This window comes from Roseofilum acuticapitatum BLCC-M154 (genome assembly GCF_030068475.1).
GTDB lineage: Bacteria > Cyanobacteriota > Cyanobacteriia > Cyanobacteriales > Desertifilaceae > Roseofilum > Roseofilum acuticapitatum.
Window position 1 is genome coordinate 1 of sequence record NZ_JAQOSP010000139.1, and the last position, 23923, is coordinate 23923.

Annotated in this window: 19 protein-coding genes; 10 read left to right on the forward strand and 9 right to left on the reverse strand. The window is 45.8% G+C overall.

All coding sequences use genetic code 11. The features are described from left to right. Positions 1 to 229: 229 nt before the first annotated feature. The 4 genes from tilS to PMG71_RS21590 all read right to left on the reverse strand — a co-directional run bounded on the left by tilS (position 230) and on the right by PMG71_RS21590 (position 3396). Positions 230 to 1216 carry a tRNA lysidine(34) synthetase TilS gene (tilS, locus tag PMG71_RS21575; protein ID WP_283755800.1) on the reverse strand — a complete coding sequence of 329 codons (987 nt, stop codon included), beginning with the start codon at positions 1214 to 1216 and terminating at the stop codon, positions 230 to 232. Next, complete coding sequence (gene ccsB / locus PMG71_RS21580; protein WP_283755801.1) at positions 1200 to 2207, reverse strand: c-type cytochrome biogenesis protein CcsB; 1008 nt, start codon at positions 2205 to 2207, stop codon at positions 1200 to 1202. Before ccsB ends, tilS begins: the two co-directional genes overlap by 17 nt. A 144-nt stretch (positions 2208 to 2351) precedes the next feature. Then, the gene (locus PMG71_RS21585; RefSeq protein ID WP_283755802.1) at positions 2352 to 2963 is read right to left on the reverse strand and encodes a TetR/AcrR family transcriptional regulator; all 612 of its coding nucleotides are present in this window, start codon (positions 2961 to 2963) and stop codon (positions 2352 to 2354) included. A 115-nt stretch (positions 2964 to 3078) separates the two neighbouring features. After that, a complete protein-coding gene (locus PMG71_RS21590) occupies positions 3079 to 3396 on the reverse strand; it encodes a DUF3067 family protein (protein ID WP_283755803.1) in 318 nt (105 codons plus the stop codon). Between the two features lie 177 nt (positions 3397 to 3573). On the opposite strand from PMG71_RS21590, the gene petC reads away from it, so the two are divergent. From petC to PMG71_RS21625, 7 genes are all read left to right on the forward strand, one after another. Continuing rightward, a complete protein-coding gene (petC, locus tag PMG71_RS21595) occupies positions 3574 to 4113 on the forward strand; it encodes a cytochrome b6-f complex iron-sulfur subunit (protein WP_283755804.1) in 540 nt (179 codons plus the stop codon). A 51-nt stretch (positions 4114 to 4164) separates the two neighbouring features. Beyond that, positions 4165 to 5133 carry a cytochrome f gene (petA, locus tag PMG71_RS21600; RefSeq protein ID WP_283755805.1) on the forward strand — a complete coding sequence of 323 codons (969 nt, stop codon included), beginning with the start codon at positions 4165 to 4167 and terminating at the stop codon, positions 5131 to 5133. 106 nt (positions 5134 to 5239) lie between these two features. Then, complete coding sequence (locus PMG71_RS21605) at positions 5240 to 6274, forward strand: FecCD family ABC transporter permease (protein WP_283755806.1); 1035 nt, start codon at positions 5240 to 5242, stop codon at positions 6272 to 6274. Position 6275: 1 nt separating this feature from the next. Continuing rightward, positions 6276 to 7073, forward strand: a complete 798-nt coding sequence (locus tag PMG71_RS21610; RefSeq protein WP_283755807.1) for an ABC transporter ATP-binding protein — start codon at positions 6276 to 6278, stop codon at positions 7071 to 7073. An 18-nt stretch (positions 7074 to 7091) separates the two neighbouring features. Continuing rightward, the gene (locus PMG71_RS21615) at positions 7092 to 7967 is read left to right on the forward strand and encodes an ABC transporter substrate-binding protein (RefSeq protein WP_283755808.1); all 876 of its coding nucleotides are present in this window, start codon (positions 7092 to 7094) and stop codon (positions 7965 to 7967) included. A gap of 289 nt (positions 7968 to 8256) precedes the next feature. Next, a complete protein-coding gene (locus PMG71_RS21620; RefSeq protein WP_283755809.1) occupies positions 8257 to 8880 on the forward strand; it encodes a hypothetical protein in 624 nt (207 codons plus the stop codon). Positions 8881 to 8904: 24 nt separating this feature from the next. Continuing rightward, positions 8905 to 9849, forward strand: coding sequence for a nucleotidyl transferase AbiEii/AbiGii toxin family protein (locus PMG71_RS21625; RefSeq protein WP_283755810.1), 945 nt, complete (start codon positions 8905 to 8907; stop codon positions 9847 to 9849). Between the two features lie 16 nt (positions 9850 to 9865). Here the strand turns inward: PMG71_RS21625 and PMG71_RS21630 are convergent, their stop codons facing one another. After that, the gene (locus PMG71_RS21630) at positions 9866 to 10603 is read right to left on the reverse strand and encodes a Uma2 family endonuclease (protein ID WP_283755811.1); all 738 of its coding nucleotides are present in this window, start codon (positions 10601 to 10603) and stop codon (positions 9866 to 9868) included. A 248-nt stretch (positions 10604 to 10851) separates the two neighbouring features. Between PMG71_RS21630 and PMG71_RS21635 the strand changes: the two genes are divergently transcribed. Together PMG71_RS21635 and PMG71_RS21640 are read left to right on the forward strand one after the other, a co-directional pair. Beyond that, positions 10852 to 11895: an ATP-binding protein gene (locus PMG71_RS21635; protein ID WP_347179365.1), complete on the forward strand. Its 1044-nt coding sequence runs from the start codon at positions 10852 to 10854 to the stop codon at positions 11893 to 11895. Then, positions 11888 to 14491 (forward strand): S8 family peptidase, encoded by a 2604-nt coding sequence (locus PMG71_RS21640; protein ID WP_283755813.1) that lies wholly within the window; start codon positions 11888 to 11890, stop codon positions 14489 to 14491. The genes PMG71_RS21635 and PMG71_RS21640 overlap by 8 nt, the downstream gene beginning before the upstream one ends. A gap of 15 nt (positions 14492 to 14506) precedes the next feature. Here PMG71_RS21640 and PMG71_RS21645 read toward each other — a convergent pair whose 3' ends face one another. From PMG71_RS21645 to PMG71_RS21660, 4 genes are all read right to left on the reverse strand, one after another. Next, on the reverse strand, positions 14507 to 19633 hold the full coding sequence (locus tag PMG71_RS21645; protein ID WP_283755814.1) for an nSTAND1 domain-containing NTPase: 5127 nt from the start codon (positions 19631 to 19633) through the stop codon (positions 14507 to 14509). Then, on the reverse strand, positions 19591 to 20994 hold the full coding sequence (locus tag PMG71_RS21650) for a P-loop NTPase fold protein (protein WP_283755815.1): 1404 nt from the start codon (positions 20992 to 20994) through the stop codon (positions 19591 to 19593). The genes PMG71_RS21645 and PMG71_RS21650 overlap by 43 nt, the downstream gene beginning before the upstream one ends. A gap of 148 nt (positions 20995 to 21142) precedes the next feature. Then, positions 21143 to 21352, reverse strand: coding sequence for a hypothetical protein (locus PMG71_RS21655; RefSeq protein ID WP_283755816.1), 210 nt, complete (start codon positions 21350 to 21352; stop codon positions 21143 to 21145). Positions 21353 to 21702: 350 nt separating this feature from the next. Then, on the reverse strand, positions 21703 to 22152 hold the full coding sequence (locus tag PMG71_RS21660) for a Crp/Fnr family transcriptional regulator (RefSeq protein WP_283755817.1): 450 nt from the start codon (positions 22150 to 22152) through the stop codon (positions 21703 to 21705). A gap of 70 nt (positions 22153 to 22222) precedes the next feature. Here PMG71_RS21660 and serS point away from each other — a divergent pair, with 70 nt between their 5' ends. Next, a complete protein-coding gene (gene serS, locus PMG71_RS21665; protein ID WP_283755818.1) occupies positions 22223 to 23503 on the forward strand; it encodes a serine--tRNA ligase in 1281 nt (426 codons plus the stop codon). The last annotated feature ends 420 nt before the right edge of the window (positions 23504 to 23923 follow it).

Sequence of the window (23923 nt, forward strand, 5' to 3'; positions counted from 1 at the left end):
AAATACCCTAATTAAAAATCCAGGGAGCAAGATGCTCCCACTCCAGTCAGATCAAAGAATTCGAGGAGTGCGGGCATCTTGCCCGCTTCTTAACAAATTAAGCGGACTTGATATTACAGCGCTTTGCGCTGTATCGGTGGACAGTAGGAAAAGATCCCCCCTTGCCCCACTTAAAAAGGGGGGAATAGGAAAGTTCCCCTTTTTAAGGGGGATTTAGGGGGATCAAAAACTACAGTTTCAATTCAATCCATGGATGCTGAACGTGGGCAAGACTGCCACCGGGAAAGGGATCGGTTTGGGAGCGGTTAGGTGCGTCGATCAATTGGGTTACTTTTTCTACTTGGGCGAAGTTGGGGGCATGGGGGAGCCATCGGAGCAGAAATTGGCGGATGACTCGCCGTTGTAGGGAGAGAGGCGCATCGGTGAGCAGTTTACGGTTCAGTTTCGGTAGGTCGGGTTGGGTAACTTGGGTATAAAGATGGCTGGCCAAAGATTCAAGATACTCAACATCAGCTTGTAGGAGTTCGGCGGTTGTTGCTAGATGGGTTTGAACTTGGGGATTAATGGTTTCTAGGGCGGGGATAAGGTGCAATCGGATCTGGTTGCGAGTATAGCGGGTGTCTTGATTGGTGGGATCTTCCCAGATGGGGAGCTGGAACTGTTGGCAAAATTGGGCGGTTTGCGATCGCCCAATTTCCAACATCGGCCGCACCAATTGCACCGTTTCCGTGAGGGGACGCTGCCAACTGAGGGCTGCGAGTCCATCGAGTCCACTACCGCGAATCAAGTTATGCAATAGGGTTTCGGCGCGATCGCTTTTCGTATGTCCCGTCACCACCCTGGAAAATCCATGAATTTCAGCCAGTGCTATCAGGGCAGAATAACGCCAGGAGCGGGCGGCAGATTCCCCTTGAAGGGGGCGATTGGCAGTTTTTTGATAAAACTGGATGCTCCAATGCCCAGCCAGGTCTGAGACCTGCTGGGCGTTGGCTGCCGAATCCGATCGCATTTGATGGTCGCAGTGGGCTACCCCTAACTGCCATCCCCACTTAGGTTGCAAGTCTAGGAGCAGTTTCAGGAGGCAAAGAGAATCTTGACCTCCGGACACGGCGACCAACAGAGAGGCATGGGGGGGCAGCAGGTGGGGCCGCGATCGCAACGTAGCCTGAAACCTAGCATGTAAATCTGTCCAATCTGGTTTAGAAGAACCAGCCATAGGAATGCAACCCTTTGCCCAACAGATTCACACCCATATAGCACACCCAGACCACACAGAACCCGGCAGCCGCGAGAATAGCGGGACGGCGACCTTGCCAACCTTTGGTAATGCGAGCATGGAGATAGGCAGCGAAAACCAGCCAGGTGATTAGGGCCCAGGTTTCTTTGGGGTCCCAACTCCAGTATGACCCCCAAGCTTCATTCGCCCAGACTCCTCCGGCAATAATGCCGATGGTGAGCAGGGGAAAACCTAAACCAATCATCCGATAGCTGATATTGTCCAAAATTTGGGCTAGGCTGAGGGTTTCCGGCGACCAAGTGGGGGTGGTTTCCAGGCTGATCCGCTCTAGGGTGGGGGTGGCAATGTTGCCGCTACTGCCATTGCTGGTGAACTGAACAGAGGGTATGTCAGAGACCGTTTGCAGCTTATTTAGGGGGGTTTGGCGACGGTTGCTATTGCCGTAGGAGCTACCGGTGAGGGTAACCGCTTGACCCCGTGTGACGATTAAAAAGGCGATCGCCAACAGGGAACCCACCATCAAACAGGCATAGCTCAGAAGCATAACGCTCACATGCATCATCAGCCAGTTGGACTGAAGCGCCGGAACCAGGGGTTCAGCGACCTGCATTTCACCGGGTAAAGACAGAGCAGCAAAGGCGGTAATCCCCATGGCAACCGGGGAAGTGACTGCACCTACCCACCGGGAGCGGCTGAGGTATTCCGCCAACAGATGGGTGGCAGTAAGTCCCCAAGCGATGAAAAATAGAGATTCGTAGAGGTTACTGAGGGGAAAATATCCCGCTTCGATCCAACGAGCGCCGAGTAGGGAGGCGATGGATAAATTGGCGATCGCCATCCCTGCCGTTCCCAGGGTCGCTAAATAGGGGATTTTGGGAAAGGCTATCCCCGACCAATACAGTAACATCGTCACCAAGAGGACGGCAAAGCTTAGATTATCTAGGCTATTCTGGAGCGTGACCAAATCCATTATGTTCTATGTCTCCCAACATTATTAAGGTGTTCTCTTCTTCATAGATCCTATCGGAAATAGAGGCAACCGAGTTGGGTAATGAGTAATGATTAGGAGCAGGTTCACTGATATCTGTACATTGGCGATCTGTCCAACCTCAACCTACTTCGTCAAGACACCATGCAGAAAAATATCCGCCATGCCTTCGGCCATTTCGCGCATGGACTGGGGAGAAGCATCTGGTTCAATAATCGTTTTATCGCTAAACCCGGCAACGACAAACATGCCCAAAAACACCTGAGCCACAATTTTAGGATTCATTTGGCGATAAACCCCCCGATCCATAGCGGTTTGAAAGAATGCTTCCGCCACATCCGTCATTTTATCGATCACGTCGGCTTGAATGCGATCGCGCAATTCTGGATGAAACTGAGCCTCCATAAAACAGACTCTCATGCGATCGGCATTGCGATGTAAACTCATCATCCGTCGTCGCATCACCTGGGCAATATCCCGAAAACTGCCCATCTCGCTTAACTCCGTAAGCAGATCCGTCAAAATCTCAATCCAGCCTTGGGTAGCAATTTCCAACAAAATCGCCTTCTTATTACTAAAATGTCGAAATAGAGTCCCTTCCGCCACCCCCGCCGCTTGAGCTAGATCCCTCGTTGTTGTGCCATCATAGCCTTTGCGAGCAAACAAATGTTGGGCCGCTTCCAAAATGCGAGTGCGGGTTTGGGTTTCCGGTTTTGGTGTAGGAGTTTTTATGGTCATGTTCTTAAAGTCAGGTTAATATCACTCTCTTACCCTGTTGTATTGTGATTTAGGATGGCTTAGAGCAATTAATCCGTAAAACTTCACACAACCTTACAAAAGTTCTCTAAAGGGATTATGAGTCCTCTAAAATCCATTCAGAAGACCGATCCCCCAAATCGAGGATCAACGTCAAGGCTTTTCCCAAACGGGGGCGATCGCTCGTCTGTTCAACATAAGACCGAAATTGCTCCGTAGCGCCCCAGTCTTGCAAATAGAGGGCAATCCGACTCAGATGGGCCAGATACTCCTCGCTAGACCAAGGGAAGGACGCTTGTTCCAAATATTTCCACATAATTTGCACCAAGATTTTTCCCTGGCTTCTCCGGATTTGCACATCGTAAGAACGTCCCCATTTGTCCCGTAACAATTGTTGTAACTCTTCTGCGGTCATTCTTCTGCTCCCGATCCTCAAGCTGGCAAATTATGCAAAACTCACCGCTAAGGGGTGTTAAAAAATGTAATAATGCTCTCATATAGCGTTTTCAAATGAGAAACCGACATGGTGTAGGGGCGAACGGCCGTTCGCCCCTACAATATACCGTTAGTGAATCGATTAACAAAACAACTGATGACTCAAGTTTCTGGATCGGCGGATGTCCCCAATATGGGACGGCGGCAATTTATGAACCTCTTAACCTTTGGTTCCGCAACCGGAGTGGCTCTAGGCGCTCTTTATCCGGTTGTCAACTATTTTATTCCTCCTTCGAGTGGTGGTGCTGGAGGCGGGACAACAGCTAAGGATGCGGCCGGTAATGATGTCATTGCCAGTGAGTATTTAGCCAGTCATTCCGCAGGCGATCGCTCCCTCGTCCAAGGACTCAAAGGCGACCCCACCTATTTAGTCGTCCAACAAGACAAAACCTTAGCCAGCTACGGACTCAATGCAGTGTGTACCCACTTGGGTTGCGTTGTGCCTTGGAATGCGAGTGAAAACAAGTTTATCTGCCCTTGCCATGGTTCCCAGTACAACGCGGAAGGTAAAGTGGTTCGCGGGCCAGCTCCCCTATCTTTGGCTCTGGCCCATGCTGATGTCACTGACGATAAAGTGGTTCTGAGCAACTGGGAAGAAACCGACTTCCGCACCAATGAAGATCCCTGGTGGACTTAAATCCCCACTTTAAGCGCTGAATTTATAAAGTCTACATCCTGTTCATAACTGATGAAATACCGTTCTGTCTTAGCAACCTGTCGCAGGTTTGTTTTAGTGGCGATCGCCGCTATATCTATCTTTGTAGCCTCCGATCTCATTAACCCCCAACCCGCAGCGGCCTACCCCTTTTGGGCCCAAGAAACCGCTCCTATCACTCCCCGTGAAGCCACCGGCCGCATTGTTTGCGCCAACTGTCACCTCGGAGCAAAACCCACAGAAGTGGAAGTTCCCCACTCCGTCCTCCCCGACACCGTATTCAAAGCCGTCGTCAATATCCCCTATGACACCAGCGTACAACAAGTCTTAGGAGATGGCTCGAAAGGCGGTCTCAATGTCGGTGCAGTCTTAATGCTGCCTGAAGGATTTAAAATTGCGCCTGAAGATCGGCTCTCTGAAGAACTCAAAGAAGAAACCGAAGGCCTTTATTTTCAAACCTACAGTGCAGACCAAGAAAATGTAATTTTGGTTGGCCCCATTCCCGGTGATGACCATCAAGAAATCGTCTTCCCCGTTCTCTCTCCCGATCCCAAAACCGATAGTTCCATTAATTATGGTAAATTTGCCATTCATGTCGGTGGCAACCGGGGGCGCGGTCAAGTCTATCCCGCCGGAAACAATAGCAATAATACCGTGGTTTCTGCTTCTGTCGCTGGAGAGATCGCCAGTATTAGTGAACTCGAATATGGCGGTTATGAAGTCACCATTCAACCAAGCGATGGAGAGGCTGTTGTTGAGAGTATTCAGGCTGGCCCCGAATTAATCGTTTCTGAAGGCGACGAAGTAGCCGCCGGACAAGCCTTAACCAATAATCCCAATGTGGGCGGTTTTGGCCAAATTGATACGGAAATTGTTCTCCAAGATGCCACTCGCATTCAAGGTATGATTGCGTTCTTGGTGCTGATTATGATCACTCAAATCTTCCTCGTTCTGAAGAAGAAACAAATCGAGAAAGTTCAAGCAGCAGAAATGAATTTCTAAATCCTCAATGTTGGGATTATTGGGCAAGACAGAAACCGGGTTTCTTGAAGAAACCCGGTTTCTTATTATGCTTTATAATAAAGAATCGGTCATTTTATACAAATTGATGGGTTCCTCTCCAATCAAAATTTCTCAGCCATCTCCCAAACCCTTCTCTAATCATCGTATCGGCTCTGCGGCCGTTCTCGTGACGCTCGGATTAGTTGGGGTGATTGCCTTGTCCCTGTCTCAGGGAAGCGTCAACATGAGTCCATCAGAACTGTGGGCAGCGATTTTACATCAAGGCAGTACGGTCAATCAGGTGATTATCTGGGATTTGCGCCTACCCCGTGTTATTGCTGCTCTGGTGGTGGGTTCAGCCCTGGGTGCATCTGGGGCGCTGATGCAGGGAATGCTTCGCAATGGTTTAGCCAGTCCTTTTCTGTTGGGGATTTCAGCCGGAGCGGGATTGGTGGCTGTGGCGATGCTCAGTCTCGGAGTTCTGCAATTGTGGGTTCCCCTGGGCGCTTGGCTGGGCGCTGTCGGTACGACTCTTTTGGTTTATGTGCTGGCTCGCCAAGGTTCTACCCTTTCTGTAGAACGTCTGATTCTTGGTGGGGTAGCCGTCAGTGCTTTATTTGGAGCGATTCAGTCTGCCTTGCTCCTGACGACGGAGGATGGACGGGTGCAAGCGGCTCTGACTTGGTTGGTGGGCAGTTTAAATGGTCGAGGATGGCAAGAAGTGGCGATCGCCGGGCCTTATATTTTCGTGGCGTTGGCGATCGCCTGTTTCCTCTCCTCCTGGATTAATTTGCTCAATCTCGGTGATGATTTATCCATAGGATTAGGGATTTCCCCAATACGCGCCCGCTCCCTAATTGGCATCACAGCCGCTCTTCTGGCTGCGGGAGCCGTCAGTATTGCCGGTTTAATCGGCTTTGTGGGTCTAATTGTCCCCCATGGTGTACGCTTTCTGGTGGGCACAGATTATCGAGTGGTGATTCCCTTCTCTGCATTGGGGGGCGCACTGGTTCTCGCCTTCGCTGACTTACTCTCTCGCCTCGGTTCCGTAGAACTGCCTGTCGGTATTGTTACCGCTTTCTTGGGTTCTCCTGTGTTTATCTGGCTTCTCTATCGTCGCTCAAGTCTTGGAGGCGTATAGGATGCCCCTCGAAGCTCAACATCTCTCCGGAGGCTATGGCAAAACCCCGATTGTCCAAGATATCCATTTAGCCTTGCAGCCAGGGGAATGGTTAAGTTTGTTGGGGGCAAATGGTTCGGGAAAATCGACCCTTCTGCGCTTGATGAGTCGTATCCTTGAACCTCAACAGGGTGTAGTCTTACTGGATGGAAAAAGCATCCATCGTCAATCGATTCAAGAGGTCGCCCGTCAACTGGCAATTTTACCCCAACAGCAGACGATTCCCCCCGGTTTAACGGTCGAGCAATTGGTTAGTTTAGGACGCGCTCCTTATCAAAACTGGTGGGAATGGGAACTTGATGCTCAGGGAAGGCAGAAAGTAGAAGAAGCGATGGAGGAAACTGGAGTGATTCAATTTCGCGATCGCCTGGTTAGCCAGTTGTCGGGAGGAGAAAAACAACGAGTCTTTCTAGCCTTGGCTTTGGCTCAAAATCCCAAAGTTCTCTTGCTCGATGAACCGACAACCTATCTAGACATCCATTTTCAGCTTCAATTGCTGGATTTACTCAAATATCTCAATCAAAAGCAACAATTATCCATTATTACAGTGTTGCATGACATTAACTTAGCCGCTCGATATAGCGATCGCCTAGCCCTCTTACGTCAAGGTCAGCTTTTTAGTATCGGGGATGCTCACACCATTCTCACCCCGGAAAATATGGCAGCCGTCTTTGATGTCGAAGTCTTAGTTTTAGACACTCCAGTAGGGATTCAGATCTGTCCGATTTCCGATCGCATCCCGTTAACCGAAAACCCTTAACTCCTAGCAAGATAAACCATGATTCAGCGCTTAAAACAGACTCTCATTGTCGGCATTTCTTTCATCCTCTTCGCTTGTTCTGTTCCTCCTCAAAGCGATCTTTCTCAAGGCAACATCCCAGACTCCCAACTCACTGTACAACGGGTGGTTGCCCTCTCTTCTTTAACGGCCGATCTCACTGAACATCTCTCTAGGGACAAGCTGGTGGGAATTCCCGGTAGCAGTTTATTAAAAGATGATGGACGATTTGCAGAATTAGCCCAAGTCAGCACCGATCGCACCCCTCCCAATTTAGAGAAAATTGTGGCCCTCAAACCCGATTTAGTTCTAGGAGCGAGGGGGTTTCACGATCAGGTGGCTCAACGTTTAGAAGAATTGGGTATTACGACTCTTTTAGTTGAGGTCAATAGCTGGTCATCCCTAACTCAAATTACGGAAGATTTAGCCCTGCGTCTCGGAGCCAACCCCCAAGAGCTATTACAAGAGTATGACGCTTGTTTAAGCCAAGCACCCAGTCAGGGCAAATCTCTATTGGTTTTAGTCAGTCGTCAGCCCATTTTATCTCCTAATAAAGACAGTTGGGCTGGGGATTTTGTGAAACAGTTTAAGGCTGAAAACTTGGCGGCTAATGAACAGGGAGATAGCCCTTTTGGGGGTTATGTTACCCTATCAGCAGAAACGATTTTACAGGAAAATCCGGAAATTATTTTAATTGTCGATCCAGGGCAACAAGGTATTCTAGAAAAGTTTCAAAAGGATGCGTTCTGGAGTAATCTGCAAGCAACTACAAACGATCGCATATATACTGTTGATTATTATGGTTTGATCAATCCCGGCAGTGTGGCAAAAATTAGGGAAGCCTGCGATCGCCTCAGCGAAATTTTAACTCAGTAAATTACCTGATAGTATAATTAATATATACTACAAAGGCAATTGTAGTACCAAGTCCGGTTAAACGCCAAAAATTTAGGGAGCGAGACGCTCCCACTCCAGTAATACCAAGGAATTTCAGGAGTGCGGGCATCTTGCCCGCTTCTCTTTTCCCATGAACCAGACTTGATATCATTCAATGAAGCAGCAGAATTTTTGTATTACAAATGTAGATCTTTCGAGCTTTTGTACTACAATAAAGGGTAATGGGTTCGCCTGTCTTCCAAAAAAACGATCGCCTAATTTACCATTCATGCAGTTTACTGGGCCATTTGAAACTCATATTACCGTTAGCGTCAAGGACTTAGAAGAGATTGAGAAACTGCGTCAATGGAGCGCTCATCAAGGTCTCAAATGTCTTCATATCCTTTTAGACCGAGGCTTTACACCCTCTCAACCCATGTTAACCCGATGGGGAGAGGGGCGGTTGAGCGATGAACTCGATCGGGTACAAGAGCTGTGTCAGGTATTACAAGTAGAAGGGTTTACCATTGTTCGCATTAAGACCGAGGTGGCAGCCGATCATCCCAGTGTTCCCCAGGGTACTACTGATATACTTAATTACACAAAATACCAGTATTTTGAGCATCACATTAAAGTATTGCTCCCGCCCCTAACATCTCTGAATCCATTGATAGAAAGGGTTGAACCCTATTGTGCCCATCTTTCACGTAATGCATTAAAGATGCGCCAGGATAGTTATCAGGAGCGATTTGTTACCCAACGCTGTCGAGGGGTAGGTCGTCAGGAAGCAGAGGAACAACTGAAGCACCTGTTGCAGGCGATCGCCGATTTAAATATCCCTATCCTCGATATTGAACAGGAATTTGTCGTCTATGACAGCAATTTTGAACTCGATCGCGATTGGATTCACTAAATTTTATATCCTGTTGGAGAATCTATGAACAGTTACCCAAACACCTATCCTACTAACACCGAAACCGAAAACAATATTCAACAACCCAAGGTTTTCGATCCAGCCTTATTACAGTTTTGCCATGCTTTCCGTTTAGGCGACCCTATTTTTGCCGATCCAGTCCTTAAAGATCGGTGGTTCAAAGCACGTCGAGAAGTAATGAATCATCTGTTAGTTTGGATTAGTCGTTCTTCCTGGAATCAACATTTAGTATTGCGGGGTAGCCTTTTGCTCAAAGCCTTGCTAGGAGAAGTCGCGAGGGAACCGGGAGATATGGATTTTGTATTTAGACCGGACAGCATCAGTCCTGAAGATCCTCTGGCTAAAGGCCTATTTGATGAGTTAATTCAAATGGTTTCAGATCAGCCGAAAACTGGGTTAGCAACGATTCAAGTTGACCAAATTCGTCGGGATGAAATTTGGACTTACGAACGGGTAGAAGGACGACGGATTGTTTTTCCTTGGACAGTCGAAGATTTGCCTGGTGGAGTTGTACAAATGGATGTGACATTTCGGGAAACGCTTTTAGATGAACCAATCCCCACCTCCCTTTCCTTGATAGAAGGGGATCAAGCTCTAGTTTGGTCAGCGACTCCCGCACTATCCTTAGCCTGGAAATTACTGTGGCTAGAAACTGACCGTTATCCCCAAGGTAAAGACTTGTATGATGCGGTTTTGCTGGCAGAACGAACTACATTACCCTTTGATTTACTCTATCAGGTGTTGCGATCGAGTCCTGACTGGCAAGACTTTGCCAAGCTTCAACGGGTTGACTGGGAAGCGGGTTTTCCGTTACTGATGGAAACCTATGATTTAGATTGGGAGAATTTTACCGTAGAATATCCTTGGATTGAAGGGGAAGGGACGGATTGGTTGGCGAGACTTTCTCAAGCTTTAGCACCGACGTTTGCGGATGTGAATCTGGCTTGAATAGAGTTAGGATGGTCTATTGCAAATAATCTTGTACTGTTTCTACGGATAAGGATAGGATTTGGGCGATCGCCTCTGCATCGAGTCCCATAGCTGCTAATGGGGCGATCGCCTGACGCTGGGCCTGCTTGAGTTGCTCAATCTCTTCCTGCTTTTGTTCGAGTTCTAGCAGCGTATTTTCGACCCGTGCGATCGCCTCCACATAAGTCGCAAACCGCTCTCCACTCGGACTATACAGTTGCAATTCTCCCGCCTCTGCCAGCACAAACCGCACATTTAACAGGGGACTCACCCAATTTTGCATGGATGCTATCGGCACTACATTCCCCTGTTTCTGACGTATCCATCCTTTTAGCTGGCTTCGATCTGGGTCAAACAGGTAATATTCCTGGACTCCGTAACGGGTATAAAACTTCAGTTTTTTGTCTTCTAATTCTTTGAGCGTGTTACTCGGTGAAGCAATTTCAAAGACCACTTGGGGAGCAATGTTATTTTCTTCCCATTGCCGATAGGAGCGGCGATCGCCTTTAGGCCTACCGAATGCCACCATTACATCCGGAGCTACACGAGTCACATTATCTCCTTCTACGGGATACCAGAGCAAGTCTCCAGCAATAAACACATCCGGGTCATTGCTATACAGAGCATCTAAGCCGCCTTGAATGGTGGTAATGTAGCGAAATTGGATCGTATTGTCAGCCAAGGGTAACCCGTCGCTTTCTGGATACTCAATTTGGGGATGAACTGAAACCATAATAGAAGAATGGGGGACAGTGAGCCAAGAGATGATCCTATTTTATAGCAACAGCATTAGGGTTTCAGGTTATCCCAAACTCACATAAATTAAGCTATAATTGAATAAAAAATCAACTTCACGACTTTTGAGAGAGCTACGTTCAGACTAAACCAGAAAGTTCTCTTTTTGTGAAGTTTTCTTAACATTTCAGCAGAGTCTCGGTATTGTAGGACTGAAGCCAACGCTTTCGGGTGACCCAGCACAAGATGAAGGGAGAAGTGCTAAAACGTTTATTTCGTGCTGTTGCCAGTGAAGATTCACAGGCCACACAGAGTATGCTGTCGATTATCGTTGAAGAAGAGCGAAAACTAGGCCACACAAGACTTGCTGAACAGCTAGAAGGTATTATCCAAAAAAGCACTCCCCCTTCCAAACCCAAAAATTTAGCGACGGATGCCCATCGGGAAATTCCTACAACCTCAAACCCTGTGTTCTCGAAACCAGAGAATATGCGATCGCTGACCCGATTATCGAGTAAACACCGATTTAACCATCCATTTATTGTTACAATACCTCGTGAAGCACTGCGACATCATATGATCCTTTCAGAGATTGTAGAAAATCGGTTTCGCCGAATTGAAAGGGAATATGCTGCTCGCGAGCGTTTGGCTCATCACGGTTTGCGCTATCGTCAAAAAATTTTACTTTATGGCTCGCCAGGCTGTGGTAAAACTATGGGAGCCGAGCGTATTGCTTGGAACACTGGGTTAACTCTGGTTAAAGTACGCTTTGATGCCATGGTCTCTTCCTACTTAGGAGAAACAGCCACTAACTTACGTGAGGTATTTGAAATTACTGCTGCATCTCCTTGCTTGCTATTTATTGATGAGTGCGATGCACTGGCTAAATCTCGTGAAGATAGCCAGGATGTTGGGGAGATTAAGCGAGTGGTCAATACTTTCCTTCAGTTACTTGATGAGTATGAAGCCTCCAATGGCTTACTGGTTGCTGCAACTAATCTAACTAAATTTTTGGATGAAGCGGTATGGCGGCGATTCGATGATGTAATTGAAGTTCCTAAACCAACAGAGTTAGAAATTGAAGCCATCCTTAAACAAACTCTTTACTCAGTATCGCTAGGTTCGATTAATTGGAGTTCGATTGTACAACAAATGATCGACTTTTCAGCAGCACAAGTTGTGAAGGTTGGACAAAATGCAGCTAAACGAGCCATATTAGATCGAGAAGAGCTAGTTATTCAAGAACATCTAGAAGAGTCAATTCAAGAGATTTTAGTTTCTCATGTCTGATCGACCAAAGCAATATCCTCATCTTTCACTACGTCTAGTCCGAGAAGGAAATGCGAAGCTTTTTGGTGGGGGTAAAAAATCTGATATTACGTTGAGAAATCAAGGGAATGCTGGAGGACATAGTAGAAAGCTAAAATCTTCGATTGATTTCATCACAACCCATTGGCAAGAAGAGCAGAAGAAACGTGAGCAAGAGGGCAAACCCAAACTACCAGACGCAGTTTCCTTTATCTTAGAAGTCGATCCTGATAGTTTTAATGCTGAAGATCTCAAAAGCTTTGGTATTGAAGTAGTTGCTGACTTAGAGCAAGGGTATATCATTGGTGCATCAGCAGATACAGAGTTATCAGAACTGAGGAAAAAGATCGATAACTTTATTGAGGCTGAAAAGCATGTCGGCAAAGTTCCAGAAATTTGGGACATATTAGAAGGAACTAAACGTCCAGAATATATTCTTTCTGATAGTCTTCAAGCTGAGTGGGAGAATCTTCGTGAGCAACAAGAGTACATTGTAGATGTGGGGATTTCTTGTATTAAGGTTCAAGAGCAATATTCAAGGTATCCAAATAGAAAACAATATAAAAGTGATGAAACCTTTAAAAAAGGCATAACAAAGTGGCTAGACAAGAATCATTTATCTGAGCAAGAGTTCGATAATTTACATTGGGATCGCGAACAAAAACTTGATTCATTCATTAGACAATACCGTGGAGACATATTAAAGAGTATACCATTTTCAGATAGTTTTTCCTGTCGAATAAGAATTAGCGGCAAAGGTTTAAAGGATCTAGTTTTCAATTTTCCCTATATTTTTGATGTTAGTGAACCTGATGAACCGAGTGTTCCTTCAGTAATATCTAGTGATTCTGAATCCGATCCAAAAGTATTTACTCTAGAAGCACCCGATCAAAATGCACCTAAAGTCTGTGTGATTGATAGTGGTATTCAAGAACTCCATCCTCTACTAAAAGCTGCCATTAATTCCCATCATTCCAAGTCATGGGTTCCTAAAGAATTGGATACAACAGTTGATTATGTTGAATATGGTGGACATGGAACGAGAGTTGCTGGTGCAATTCTTTATCCTCGTGGAGTACCTAAAATGGATTACCAACAAGCTATATGTTGGCTTCAAAACGCCAGAATTCTCAATCGGGATAACCAGTTACCTAGAGATCTATTTCCTCCGAAAGTTTTAGAAGAGATTGTTGCATACTATTACGATCGGTTCAGCACTAGAATTTTTAATCACTCTATTGCCGCGATTCGTCCTTGCAGAACACAATCTATGTCTGCTTGGGCTGCTACGATAGATAAGCTTACTTGGGAGAAAGAAGGAGATATTCTACTTATAGTAGCAGCAGGCAACCTAAATCCTAAAACAGACTTTATAACCCGACCATCTATTGATTATCATCTTCAAAAGGGACAATATTACCCAGATTATTTATTGGAGAAATCTGCAAGGATTGCCAATCCTGCTCAAAGTTTCCAGGCTTTAACTGTTGGCTCTGTTGCTCATGTGACTTATAAAGATTCCAATTTGCGGTCAATGGCAGAAAAAGATCATCCTTCTGCTTTCTCTTGTACGGGATTAGGAATTTGGGACACGATTAAACCTGAAGTTGTTGAGTATGGTGGAGATTATGTTACTGACTCAGCAATTTCACCAAATTTTTCCACACCAGAAGGTGTTTGTCCTGAGCTAGTACGTTCAACCCGCAATGGAGGTAAACCAGTTAGTGCTGATGCTGTGGGGACTTCATTTGCCGTGCCTAAAGTCTCTCACATTGCTGCTGCTCTAGCCGCAGAATTTCCTCAAGAGAGTGCTTTACTTTATCGTGCTTTAATTGTTCAATCAGCACGTTTACCGGACTGGACAAATGAATCAAAAGAAAAACTCTATCAAGGGATTCGGACAATGGGTTATGGTATCCCTAATCTTGATCGCGCTCTAGAGAATACTCCCAATCGTATAACATTAATCACTCAAGGGAATGAGAAGATTAGCGCTAAAGGAGTTAGAGTTTATCAAGTTCAGATTCCAGAGATGTTTCTAAGACCGGATGAAGACTTTGATTTTCTGGTTGAAATCACTTTGTCTTATGTGGCTGAACCTCGTCGAACTCGTCGGCATCGTCGCAAGTATTTATCAACTTGGTTAGATTGGAGATGTAGTAACCGAGGAGAAGATCCGGATCGGTTTCTGGAAAAAGTTATTAAAGAATATAAAGCTGGAGAGGATGTAGAAAAAGGTGCAGATGGATTTCAGTGGACACTAGGAAAAAAGCAATTCAAACCTGATTCTCAGGGAAAGAAGAGACCGAAAGGAATTGATGGTATAGTTAAGAAAATATCAAGAAGTAATGGAACGATTCAGAAAGACTGGGCAATAGTAAAGTCCTATAACTTACGTGAGGGATTCTGTATTGCTGTAGTTGCACATCCGGGTTGGAATCAGAATGAAGATGCGACTGTACCTTATTGTTTAGTAGTGAGCTTTGAAGCTGTGCAATCAGAAGTTGCGATTTATGACGCTTTTGTTCAGGTTCAGCAATCTCTCCAGGTACAAGAGAAAGTACAAGTCTCTGTTTGATCACTGTATTACTCTTCAATCACACACAGCCAGCTTCTCTTCTTGACCTGTGGGATTATTCTCCAAATATCCCTCTAACCATTCACACCCCGTTTCTAACAACTGGTCGAGTTCCAACTGTTCTAAATGCCATAGGGTAACCCGTCCATCTCCACCGACGGAAATCAGCGTTTTGCCATCGGAGGTGAAACTCAGTCCATTAATGGAACGATGGGAACTAGCCGTCAGTACATGCAGTAAGGTTCCGTCTTTGCGCCACAGGCGAATGGTATTATCACTAGCGGAGGCTAATTGTTCTCCGTCTGGGCTAAAAACAACACTGGTGACCGTATTGCCCTCATGTTCTAGGGGTTCACTTAAAAGTTGCCCTTGCCGGTTCCAGAGTTTGACGCGGCTATCATAACTAGCGGTGGCGATCGCCTGACCATCTGGAGAAAATGTTACCCCCCAAACTCCCGCTCGATGGCGGAGAGTGCCCACCTGAGTGCCATCCGTGCGCCATAATTTTACCCGTCCCTCATCGCTGGCAGCAGCCACCAGCCGACCATCTGGGCTAAAACTGACCCAATTAATGGCAGAATTATCCGTAACCAGTGTTTTTAATAATGTACCATCTCTGCGCCATAAATTCACCGTATAATCCTTACTTCCAGAAGCAATTGTTTTACCATCTGGACTCACTCTCACACTGAGAACCACATCCCGATGACCCTCCAGGGTTTGCAACAACTCTCCCTTCAGGTTCCAAATCTTCACTTGGCGATCGTCCCCTGCGGTGATTAACTCCTGGCTATCTGGTGTAAATGTAACACCCCAAACCTGTCCCTGATGACCTTTCCAGGACTTTAGCACCGTCCCATCCGGCTGCCATAACGTAACCCTACCATTATCGCCAATAGTAGCAATTTTCCTCCCATCAGCACTCACACTTACCCCATTGAGCGACCCCTCCCCCTCCCAAACCTCCATCAGAGCATTATTCAAGCGCCACACCTTCGCCGACTTATCCAAACTAGCCGAAACCATGCGACTTCCATCCAGACTAAACGCCACTTTTGGAACCCAATGGGTATGACCAATTAACGTTTTTTGTAAACTCCCATCCAACCCGCTCCAAATCTTAATCGTCTTATCCTTACTGGCCGTTACAAACTGTTCACCATCCGCACTAAATCGTACATCCAAAACTGTATCGTCATGGGCTTCAATTTCAGTAATCAACCCTTCTTCAGTCCAAAAACTAACCGTTCCTTTTCGCTGACCTGTTTGCTTTTCAATCACCTGACCGGCAACCGCCAACAATCCCCTGGGCGACCAACTCATCCCATACACTTCTTGCTCAGTCATAAACGTTTTCACGAGCGTTCCATCCAAGCGCCAAAAGCGAATTTTACGCTCTAAACTCGCCGTCGCCACCCACTGACCATCGGGAGAAAACACCACACTTAAAACTGAAGAATTATGGGGTAAACTCACTACCTCTGAGCCATCTTTATTCCAGATTATCACCGTTTTATCGCGACTGGCAGAAGCAATTAAAGGATTCTCTAGATCTTGATTTGCAGCTAGGTCAATAATTTGGTCAGTATGGCCCTTTAATTCCACATATTCTATCCGATCTGAGCGAGTTACTGCGGCCAAATCAGGAAACTTGCCTAAATTCCACAATTTAATCGTATGATCCCAACTGCCAGAGGCTAACCAACCCTCTGGCAGAAACACTAAACTGGTAATAATATCACTATGGCCCGGAATCGTAAAATAGGGTTTTCCTTGCTCATCCCAGATGCGAATTGTGCGGTCTTCCCCTGCGGTAGCAATCAATTGACCATCGGGGCTAAAAGTAGCCGCATAAACTCCATCTTTATGGCCCTCTAAGCGATTTTCTTCGCTAATTTTGTAAACCGCATAGGATAAGGTTTTTTCAATGGTTTCGGACACCGATTTAGGGACAAATGGTGTGGTTTTAATGTGCCCTCCTGCTTTCAGTCCCGTAGTTAAGCCTTCAATTTCCTTATTCAGTCCCACTAAAGCCTCAGAAGATGTGCCTAATGTTTTAATCTGATTAATCACTCCATTCCAGGAAAATCCGGTTAAACCAACAATGAAACAACCCGCACCAACCAACAGGGAGTTTAAGATAATCTTGCGCTGTTTTTCGCTCTTTTTCTCTTTATCTCTGGCTTGCTTTAATAATCTCCATAATTTATTCTCTTTTTGTAATGTCTCTAGAACAAATTGACCTTCTGAGAGCCGTTGTTTTTCTTGACTTAGGGCTTCAGAGTCAGAAATAGCATGATTTTGAGGATTGGAAATATAATCAGCTAATTCATTTTCTAGCAGTTCATAACGCTCTTGAACCAATTGAGAAATCTCTACATTTTGATGGAGTAACTGGTCGATTTGTTTCTGGTTTTCTGCGTTTTGGTTCTGAAGAATTGACCGCTCCTGATTAATCGCATGTTTTTTCTGAGTTTGGATAAATTCAACCAAATAATCATGAATTAACTGATAGCGGGGTTCGGGTTGTTCAGGAATTGGATAAATCAGACCCGAACCACAAAAAATATCTAAAATTAATTTTAGGGTTTCCGCAGAAAGATCTGAACCCATTTGGGCTAAGATTTCTGATTTGGTTTTTAAGGGACGATTCTTTTCGTCATCGGTAAATGTGTAAACGACTTTCCGTGCGTGATACTCATTCTTTTCGCCACAATCTTTGATCACTGATTCTAAAAAATTCTCGACTAATTTATGCTTGGGCCCAACCTGATGATATTCCTCTAGAGTGGTAATATTGAGATCTTGAAGTTGTGAACCGACAATTTGGAGTTCGATGGGTCTAACTTCATGGGTTGCCCTAGATAAATCATCAACTAAAGCTTCAATTAAGTCATCATCAAGTTCAAATTGAGTGTGACGAGTCAAGTTTTTGATCACTTCAAAGGTATGTGCTTTGGAGAAATTTCCTAATGCATAACGATTACTTTTATCCAGTAAATTACACCCAATCGCCTCTAAGGATAAGCTTTGTTCAATTTCCAATAAATGATGTAAGTAATCTTCCCGAATAGAAAGAATGATTTTTAGCCCCGCTTGATGGAGACATTTTCCTAAAAACTGATAAAATACTTGTCGCTTTTCAGGTTCAGTGCAGACAAAGAAAAATTCTTCAAATTGGTCAAAAATGAGTGCCGTTAGTCCATTTTGATCGGCAATTTTACCAAAGGTTTGCAGATAGCATTCTGGGGTATAATCCGAGAGTTTACTAGGAGTAAATTGAAAGTGTTTCAAGGATTCATCTAAAGCTTTACCGAAGGTAATTATCCAATCTGAATACACCCGCATGACTACGGGTACAGGAATTTGATCGCCTAGGGTTTTTCGATGCAAAGTCGGGACTAATCCCGCACTAACCATCGAACTTTTACCGACTCCAGAAGGCCCGTGAATGACGGTTATTTTATAATCTGAACGACTAATTCGATAGAGTAGGTTTTGCACATCTTTTTGACGGTTCGAGGTAGAGATAGCTTCAGCGACTCCTCCGACCTCTGTATCGGTTTCTATCTGATTAGAAAAGAGGGGATTGAACGCTTGTTGAGTCGGTCTTAATTGAGCTGCACCGACAAAGGGACGTAATCCATACTGGGATTGGACTGCGCGCTGTTCCTGTTTGAGTAAAAAGGCTTCTTGATAACACTGTTCGTGGAAATAGAGCGATCGCACTTCTTCTAATAAGCGTAAATAGCGATGTGGATCGTGGCGAGAATTGCTTTCTTTAATCGCTATTTTTAGCTTCTGTTTTGCTTCACTTAATTTCTGATTTGCTCGTTCATACTGCTTTAGATGACGCAAACCTCGAACGAATTGTAATTGAAATAACTGAGACCACAGCAGAGGGTATAATCCCTGGGATAAGGGGGTGAAAGTCTTGCTGTCACTGGGGTCTACTTCTGCATTTAAGATGGCTAAACATTGCTCGAATCGATCGCGGGCTGTTTCCCATTCTTCTTGTCTTAGGGCAAGTTTGCCTAAAAAACCATAATCGAGGGCTAACTGAAGGGGTAAGCCATACTGCTGATGTAAATCTAGGGAAGTTTGCGTAAACTCTAACAGGGTTTCCCAGGCTTTTAAGTGTTGCAGTACATCACTCACTTGTCCCGTAATTTGTGCCATTAAATCTTGCCGTCCAGCGTCTTGAAAACACTGTATAGCTTGATGAAAATAATACCAAGATTGTTCCCATAATGCTTGCTGTTCTTGGTTTTGTTGGGCGGGATAAAAATAACAGAGTCCCAGATAAAATAACAGTAAGCCTTGATGCTCTAAATTGGGACTAGAGGATAACTGTTGTTCGTAAGTTAAGGCGGTTTGATAATAGCCGATCGCGGCTTCAATCTGACCTTGCATCAGTCGATCGTGACCTAAAAGAATGGCTACCCTCGCTTCTAAACCTGGATCGAAAAGGGCTTCTCGACGCTCTAAGGTGGAGAGGGCAAATTCTAACTCGGCTCGATCTTGGCCGCATCCTCCCCGTTTGGGAGCAATAAACGATAGGGGAAAGGTGAGCAGTTGTTTCTGCTCACGACTTAAGAGATTATTTAATAAGGTTTGGGATTTTTGGAGAATGAGGGTCGAGAGCGCTTTGGTGGTGAGGTCGAAGGAGATGGGATTGGCGGCAAAGTTGGCAAAGTCGGGGGCAAGCTGCAAAAATTGATAGAGTAGGCGATCGTTGACCCATAAGACTAAGGGACCATTAAGCTGTTTGCGAAATTCATCCCGAATTACGTTGGTGGAAATTAAGATCTCTTCTAAGTTAATGACCGATTCTAGCCCTAAGACCAATAGTGCAGAGGGTGGGTTTTGAGTCAGGCTTAAATCGGCTTTAACGCTGCGATAGAGATGGGTGACATCGGGGGATAATTGCAAGCATCTAAAGGGGCGAAAATCGGGCGATCTCTCCTTCAACACTTCTGATAGCTGCTTTAACAGATAGTCTCGCAGTTGTCGATAGTTACAGCGTACCAGAATTAGGGAAAATTGTCCTTGAGATAGGGTAATGGCTCGCGCCAACTGGTTTAGGGCCCGTTCATTTTCTATAAAGTCGCAATCTTCCCAGAGTTGTTTTGTGCTAACCATTGTTTGAATTTTTGATGCTCGCATAGGGCGGGGTTGAGTGCAAACCAAGACCCTTCTGAATCTCGATATTCAAAGACAAACATACTGCGTAATAGGGTCAAGTATTCTAAGTCTCCCTGGACGCTTTGCTGATTGACTACGCGATATAAGAGTTCCCATTCTTCATCTTTAATGGAGGTGGTTAAATAATCTCGACGGTCTCGAATCACTGCTTCTAGTATATCGCGGGAAAAGGGCGGGTCTTCTTGTTGCAGACAACTAAACAGCATTCCGAGTAGGTTTCGCATGTGACCCCCACTGACTTGACAGAGCCGGTCTAAGGTATCGGGATGGTCAAAGAGTTCTAAAATATGAGCCTGCTGTTGGTCTAGGGTTTGGTCTGGAAAGGCACGGGTTAAGACCATCTGCTGCAAGAGTTCCATGCCTTGGGGAAAGGGTTCTCCGGTGCGGGTTTTGACGGGAACCATGGGTAAGACTTTGGGGGTAATTCCTCCTCCGAGGCGGTTTTTGAGGGTTTCGCATTCACTGGAAAAAATCAGGGAGAGGGGAAGGGTATAGACAAGATGGCAGTTGAGTTGACGCAGTTGTACCCCTCGGTCAATGAAGAGGTATTCGGGTAAGAGTCGTCCGGTGGGCCCGGCTTGATTGTGTACTCGGTCAAGGTTATCGACAATGACGACTAATCCTTTTTTTCCCTGACGTTTGAGTTGTTCGGTGGCGACTTGTAGGAGTTCTTGGTTAATGGCTTCTAAAATGCTGGCGGTGCGGGGTTCGAGATAGTTGCGGAGACGATGGCGCAGTTTTTGGCTTTCTCTGGTTTTGGCGGTGATTTTGGCGATACCGAGGGGAAGGGAGAATTCCATTTCGCCGCTCGTGTTGGCGCTGAGGTCTCCGACTCCGGGAATGGAGGCTTCGGCACTGAGGTCGATGGGGGTTTGGAGGAAGTCTACGGCATCTTTGAGCAGGGTTTTGAAGGTGCGCGGTTGTAGTTGGATGGAGCGCTGCTGTAGGTGTTCGCTGACTTGGCGGGCGATCGCCAGTAAAATGTCGGTAATGTCGATATCGCCCATATCCAGGTCTTCTGATGACTCGAAGTAGACGACCTCAAAGTTTTGTTCTTCTAGCAGAGCTTTTAAGCGCAAGAGTTCGGTGGATTTTCCGCAGCCGATATGGCCGGTGAACAGTTGGCAGGTGGGGCGATCGGGGGATAGGGTGATGATGGTACGACCCAAGGCTTTGACGATTTTGCCCCCCCGTACAGAGGAGAAGTCAATATAATAACGGCGATTATCGGGATTGCCTAAGTCTAAGGGGGTGGATGGGTTACAAGCTTGGTAAAATCGCCCTAAGTCTATGGTCATAAGTTCGTGTAGCGCTATGCGCTAGGGAATGGGGAATAGGGAATAGGGAATGGGGACATTGGGCCCCCAACCAAGACCCATTGTTTCGGCTGTCGCCGACATGAAAATTGTTAATTGTTAATTGTTAATTGTTAATTGTTAATTGATACTAACATCCTAGCCAGGTACAATCTCCTCGTCCGCCTCGTTGATCTCTGGCTTCTGGGTTGACTAAGGGTTGGATGAGATTCGGTTGACTCTGCTCAGAAGTAGTAAAAGATTCTAAGGGGGGTTGAGATGAAAGGCGATCGCCATCAAGAGAGGTCATCCCTAGACAAAATAGGATTGCGATCGGTGCAATTTGGCGATTGTTCAACATGATAACCTTCTCCTTCACCCCATCGATCGGGGCAGCTCAATAGAAACTCAGCTACAGTCTGATAACTGATTCACTATTCATCCCATCCTCACAGAGTTCAGGAAGACCTGGTGCAGATATTGTTTCTATAGATTTTAAGACGAGCGATCGGGTGCAAAAGTTCACGCTTGACGGGAGTTCTGGTTTTTGCGATCGCCTCTCACTCTTTTTTGATTATTTTTAGTCACCATTCCCATTATCGCGCACTCACTTCCTTTTTGTCAACCCTTAACCGCCGCAATTTCCTCAATTATTTTCATCGTTTCCACCGAAACCCGACAGACGTGCAAGAGCCAATCATCCTCTTCAAACTACCCCAATCGCTGCCCTTGAAACTCAGATAACGCTTGATTCATCTGATTCACCCGCTTACACAAAATACGGATAATATAAATCGCCACCCCTGGGGAAACCTCGATCGCCTCATACAACTGCTGCTGAGTCAACAAAAGCACCTCGCACTCATCTACAGCCCGAACCGAAGCCGAGAGGGGAGCCGCATTAAAAATCGACATCTCGCCGAAAAAATCGCCCTTACCCAATTGTGCCAACACCGCATTATCCTTGATCACCTCAACTTTCCCCGACAAAAGAATATACAGCAATCCTCCCTTTCGCCCCTCATCCAAAATCAGATGACCAGCAGGATACCATAACTCAAGTAAAGCAGCATTCAGGTGTTCCAAAATTTCCTCATGCTCAATTTCCTGGAAAATAGGCACTTTACGGACAATCGCCAAACGTTCATTGAGATCTAACATAGGGGTATACCGGACTAGCAAGATGATATTCTGATCGGTGTAGGGTCAGCGTTATTTACAGGAAAAACCGGTGCTGGACATTAAACAAATCCGAGAGAATCCACAACAGGTTCAAGCCAAACTGAACAGTCGAGGGCCAGATTATGACCTTGAGACTATTTTAAACCTCGATCGCCAACAACGGGATCTGGAAACCCAACGTAGCCAACTGCAAGCGAGAAGTAACGAGATTGGCAAACAGGTGGGGCAAATGATCAAATCGGGGACTTCTCCCCAATCCCCGGAAATCGAAGCACTCAAGGAAGAAGGGAACCAGGTTAAGGCTGAACTCGCACAACTCGAACCCCAAGAAAAAGAGCTAAAAGCCCAATTAGCCCAGTTACTCTTACCCTTACCCAATCTTCCTGATAATTCTACCCCAGTGGGCAAGAGCGAAGACGAGAATGTGGAGGTGCGGCGCTGGGGAGATGAATATTTACCCCAGAATCCGAATATTATTCCCCATTGGGAAATTGGCGAACAACTGGGAATCTTGAATTTTGAGCGCTCTGTGCGAATTGCCCAAAGTCGCTTTGTGACGTTGATGGGAGCAGGTGCAGCATTAGAGCGGGCCTTAATTTCATTTATGCTCGATCGCCATATTCAGGCAGGCTATACCGAAATTATGCCCCCATTCCTGATTAATAGCGACTCCCTCACCGCTTCGGGACAGTTACCCAAATTCGCTGAAGAAAGCTTTAAATGCGAAAAAGACGACCTTTGGCTCACTCCCACCGCAGAAGTCCCCATTACCAGCCTTTATCGCGATGAAATCCTCAATAGTGATGAATTACCCCTCTATCATTGTGCCTTTACCCCCTGTTTTCGTCGGGAAGCAGGCAGCTATGGACGAGATACAAGGGGGTTAATTCGTCTACACCAGTTTAATAAGGTGGAGATGTTTAAGTTTGTGCGTCCAGAAACCTCGGCAGAAGAGTTAGAAACCCTGGTACAGCAGGCGGAATCAGTGCTGCAAGCGCTGAAATTGCCCTATCGGGTGATTGAATTATGTACGGGAGATTTAGGATTTTCCGCCGTCAAAACCTACGATTTGGAGGTCTGGTTACCCTCCTCGGAGAAATATCGGGAGATTTCTAGTTGTTCCAACTGTGGTGATTTTCAAGCGCGACGGGGGAATATTCGCTTCCGGGAAGCCAAGAAAAAGGGAACCCAATATTTACATACTTTAAACGGATCGGGATTGGCGATCGGGCGTACCATGGCCGCCATCCTAGAGAACTATCAGCAACCCAACGGTGCGGTGACGGTTCCGCAAGTGCTGCAACCCTATTTAGGGCGTGAGGTTTTGTAGGGATTTAGCCCCTACAATAAAGGGCATCTCTATTAATTGCTCTTTCGAGCAATTAATGAGATAAAAGTTATCCCTCTTCTGTCACTCTTGGAAATTCGTTATAATTTCCGTCATTACAGCCCCCGATCGCGAAGCGAAACGGAGTTTTATCTCTAAGGAAAGAACAGGGTTTGAACCCCTTTTTTTGGAAAGTGACAGAAGAGGGCTATCTGAGCATGTAGAAACTGAGTCACCATATACTTCAGATAAATAAGCCCGTGACGAGGATTGAACTGGTATCCCCTAACTAGCTTAACGCAATAGCGTAGGCTGTAACCCTTGCCAAATCTGCCATTTACCCACCTTGAAAAGTAAATAGGCAGAAAATAGGCATATGTCTGACAATTACCTGAAGCAGGCATGGTCATTAGTTAATGAGTA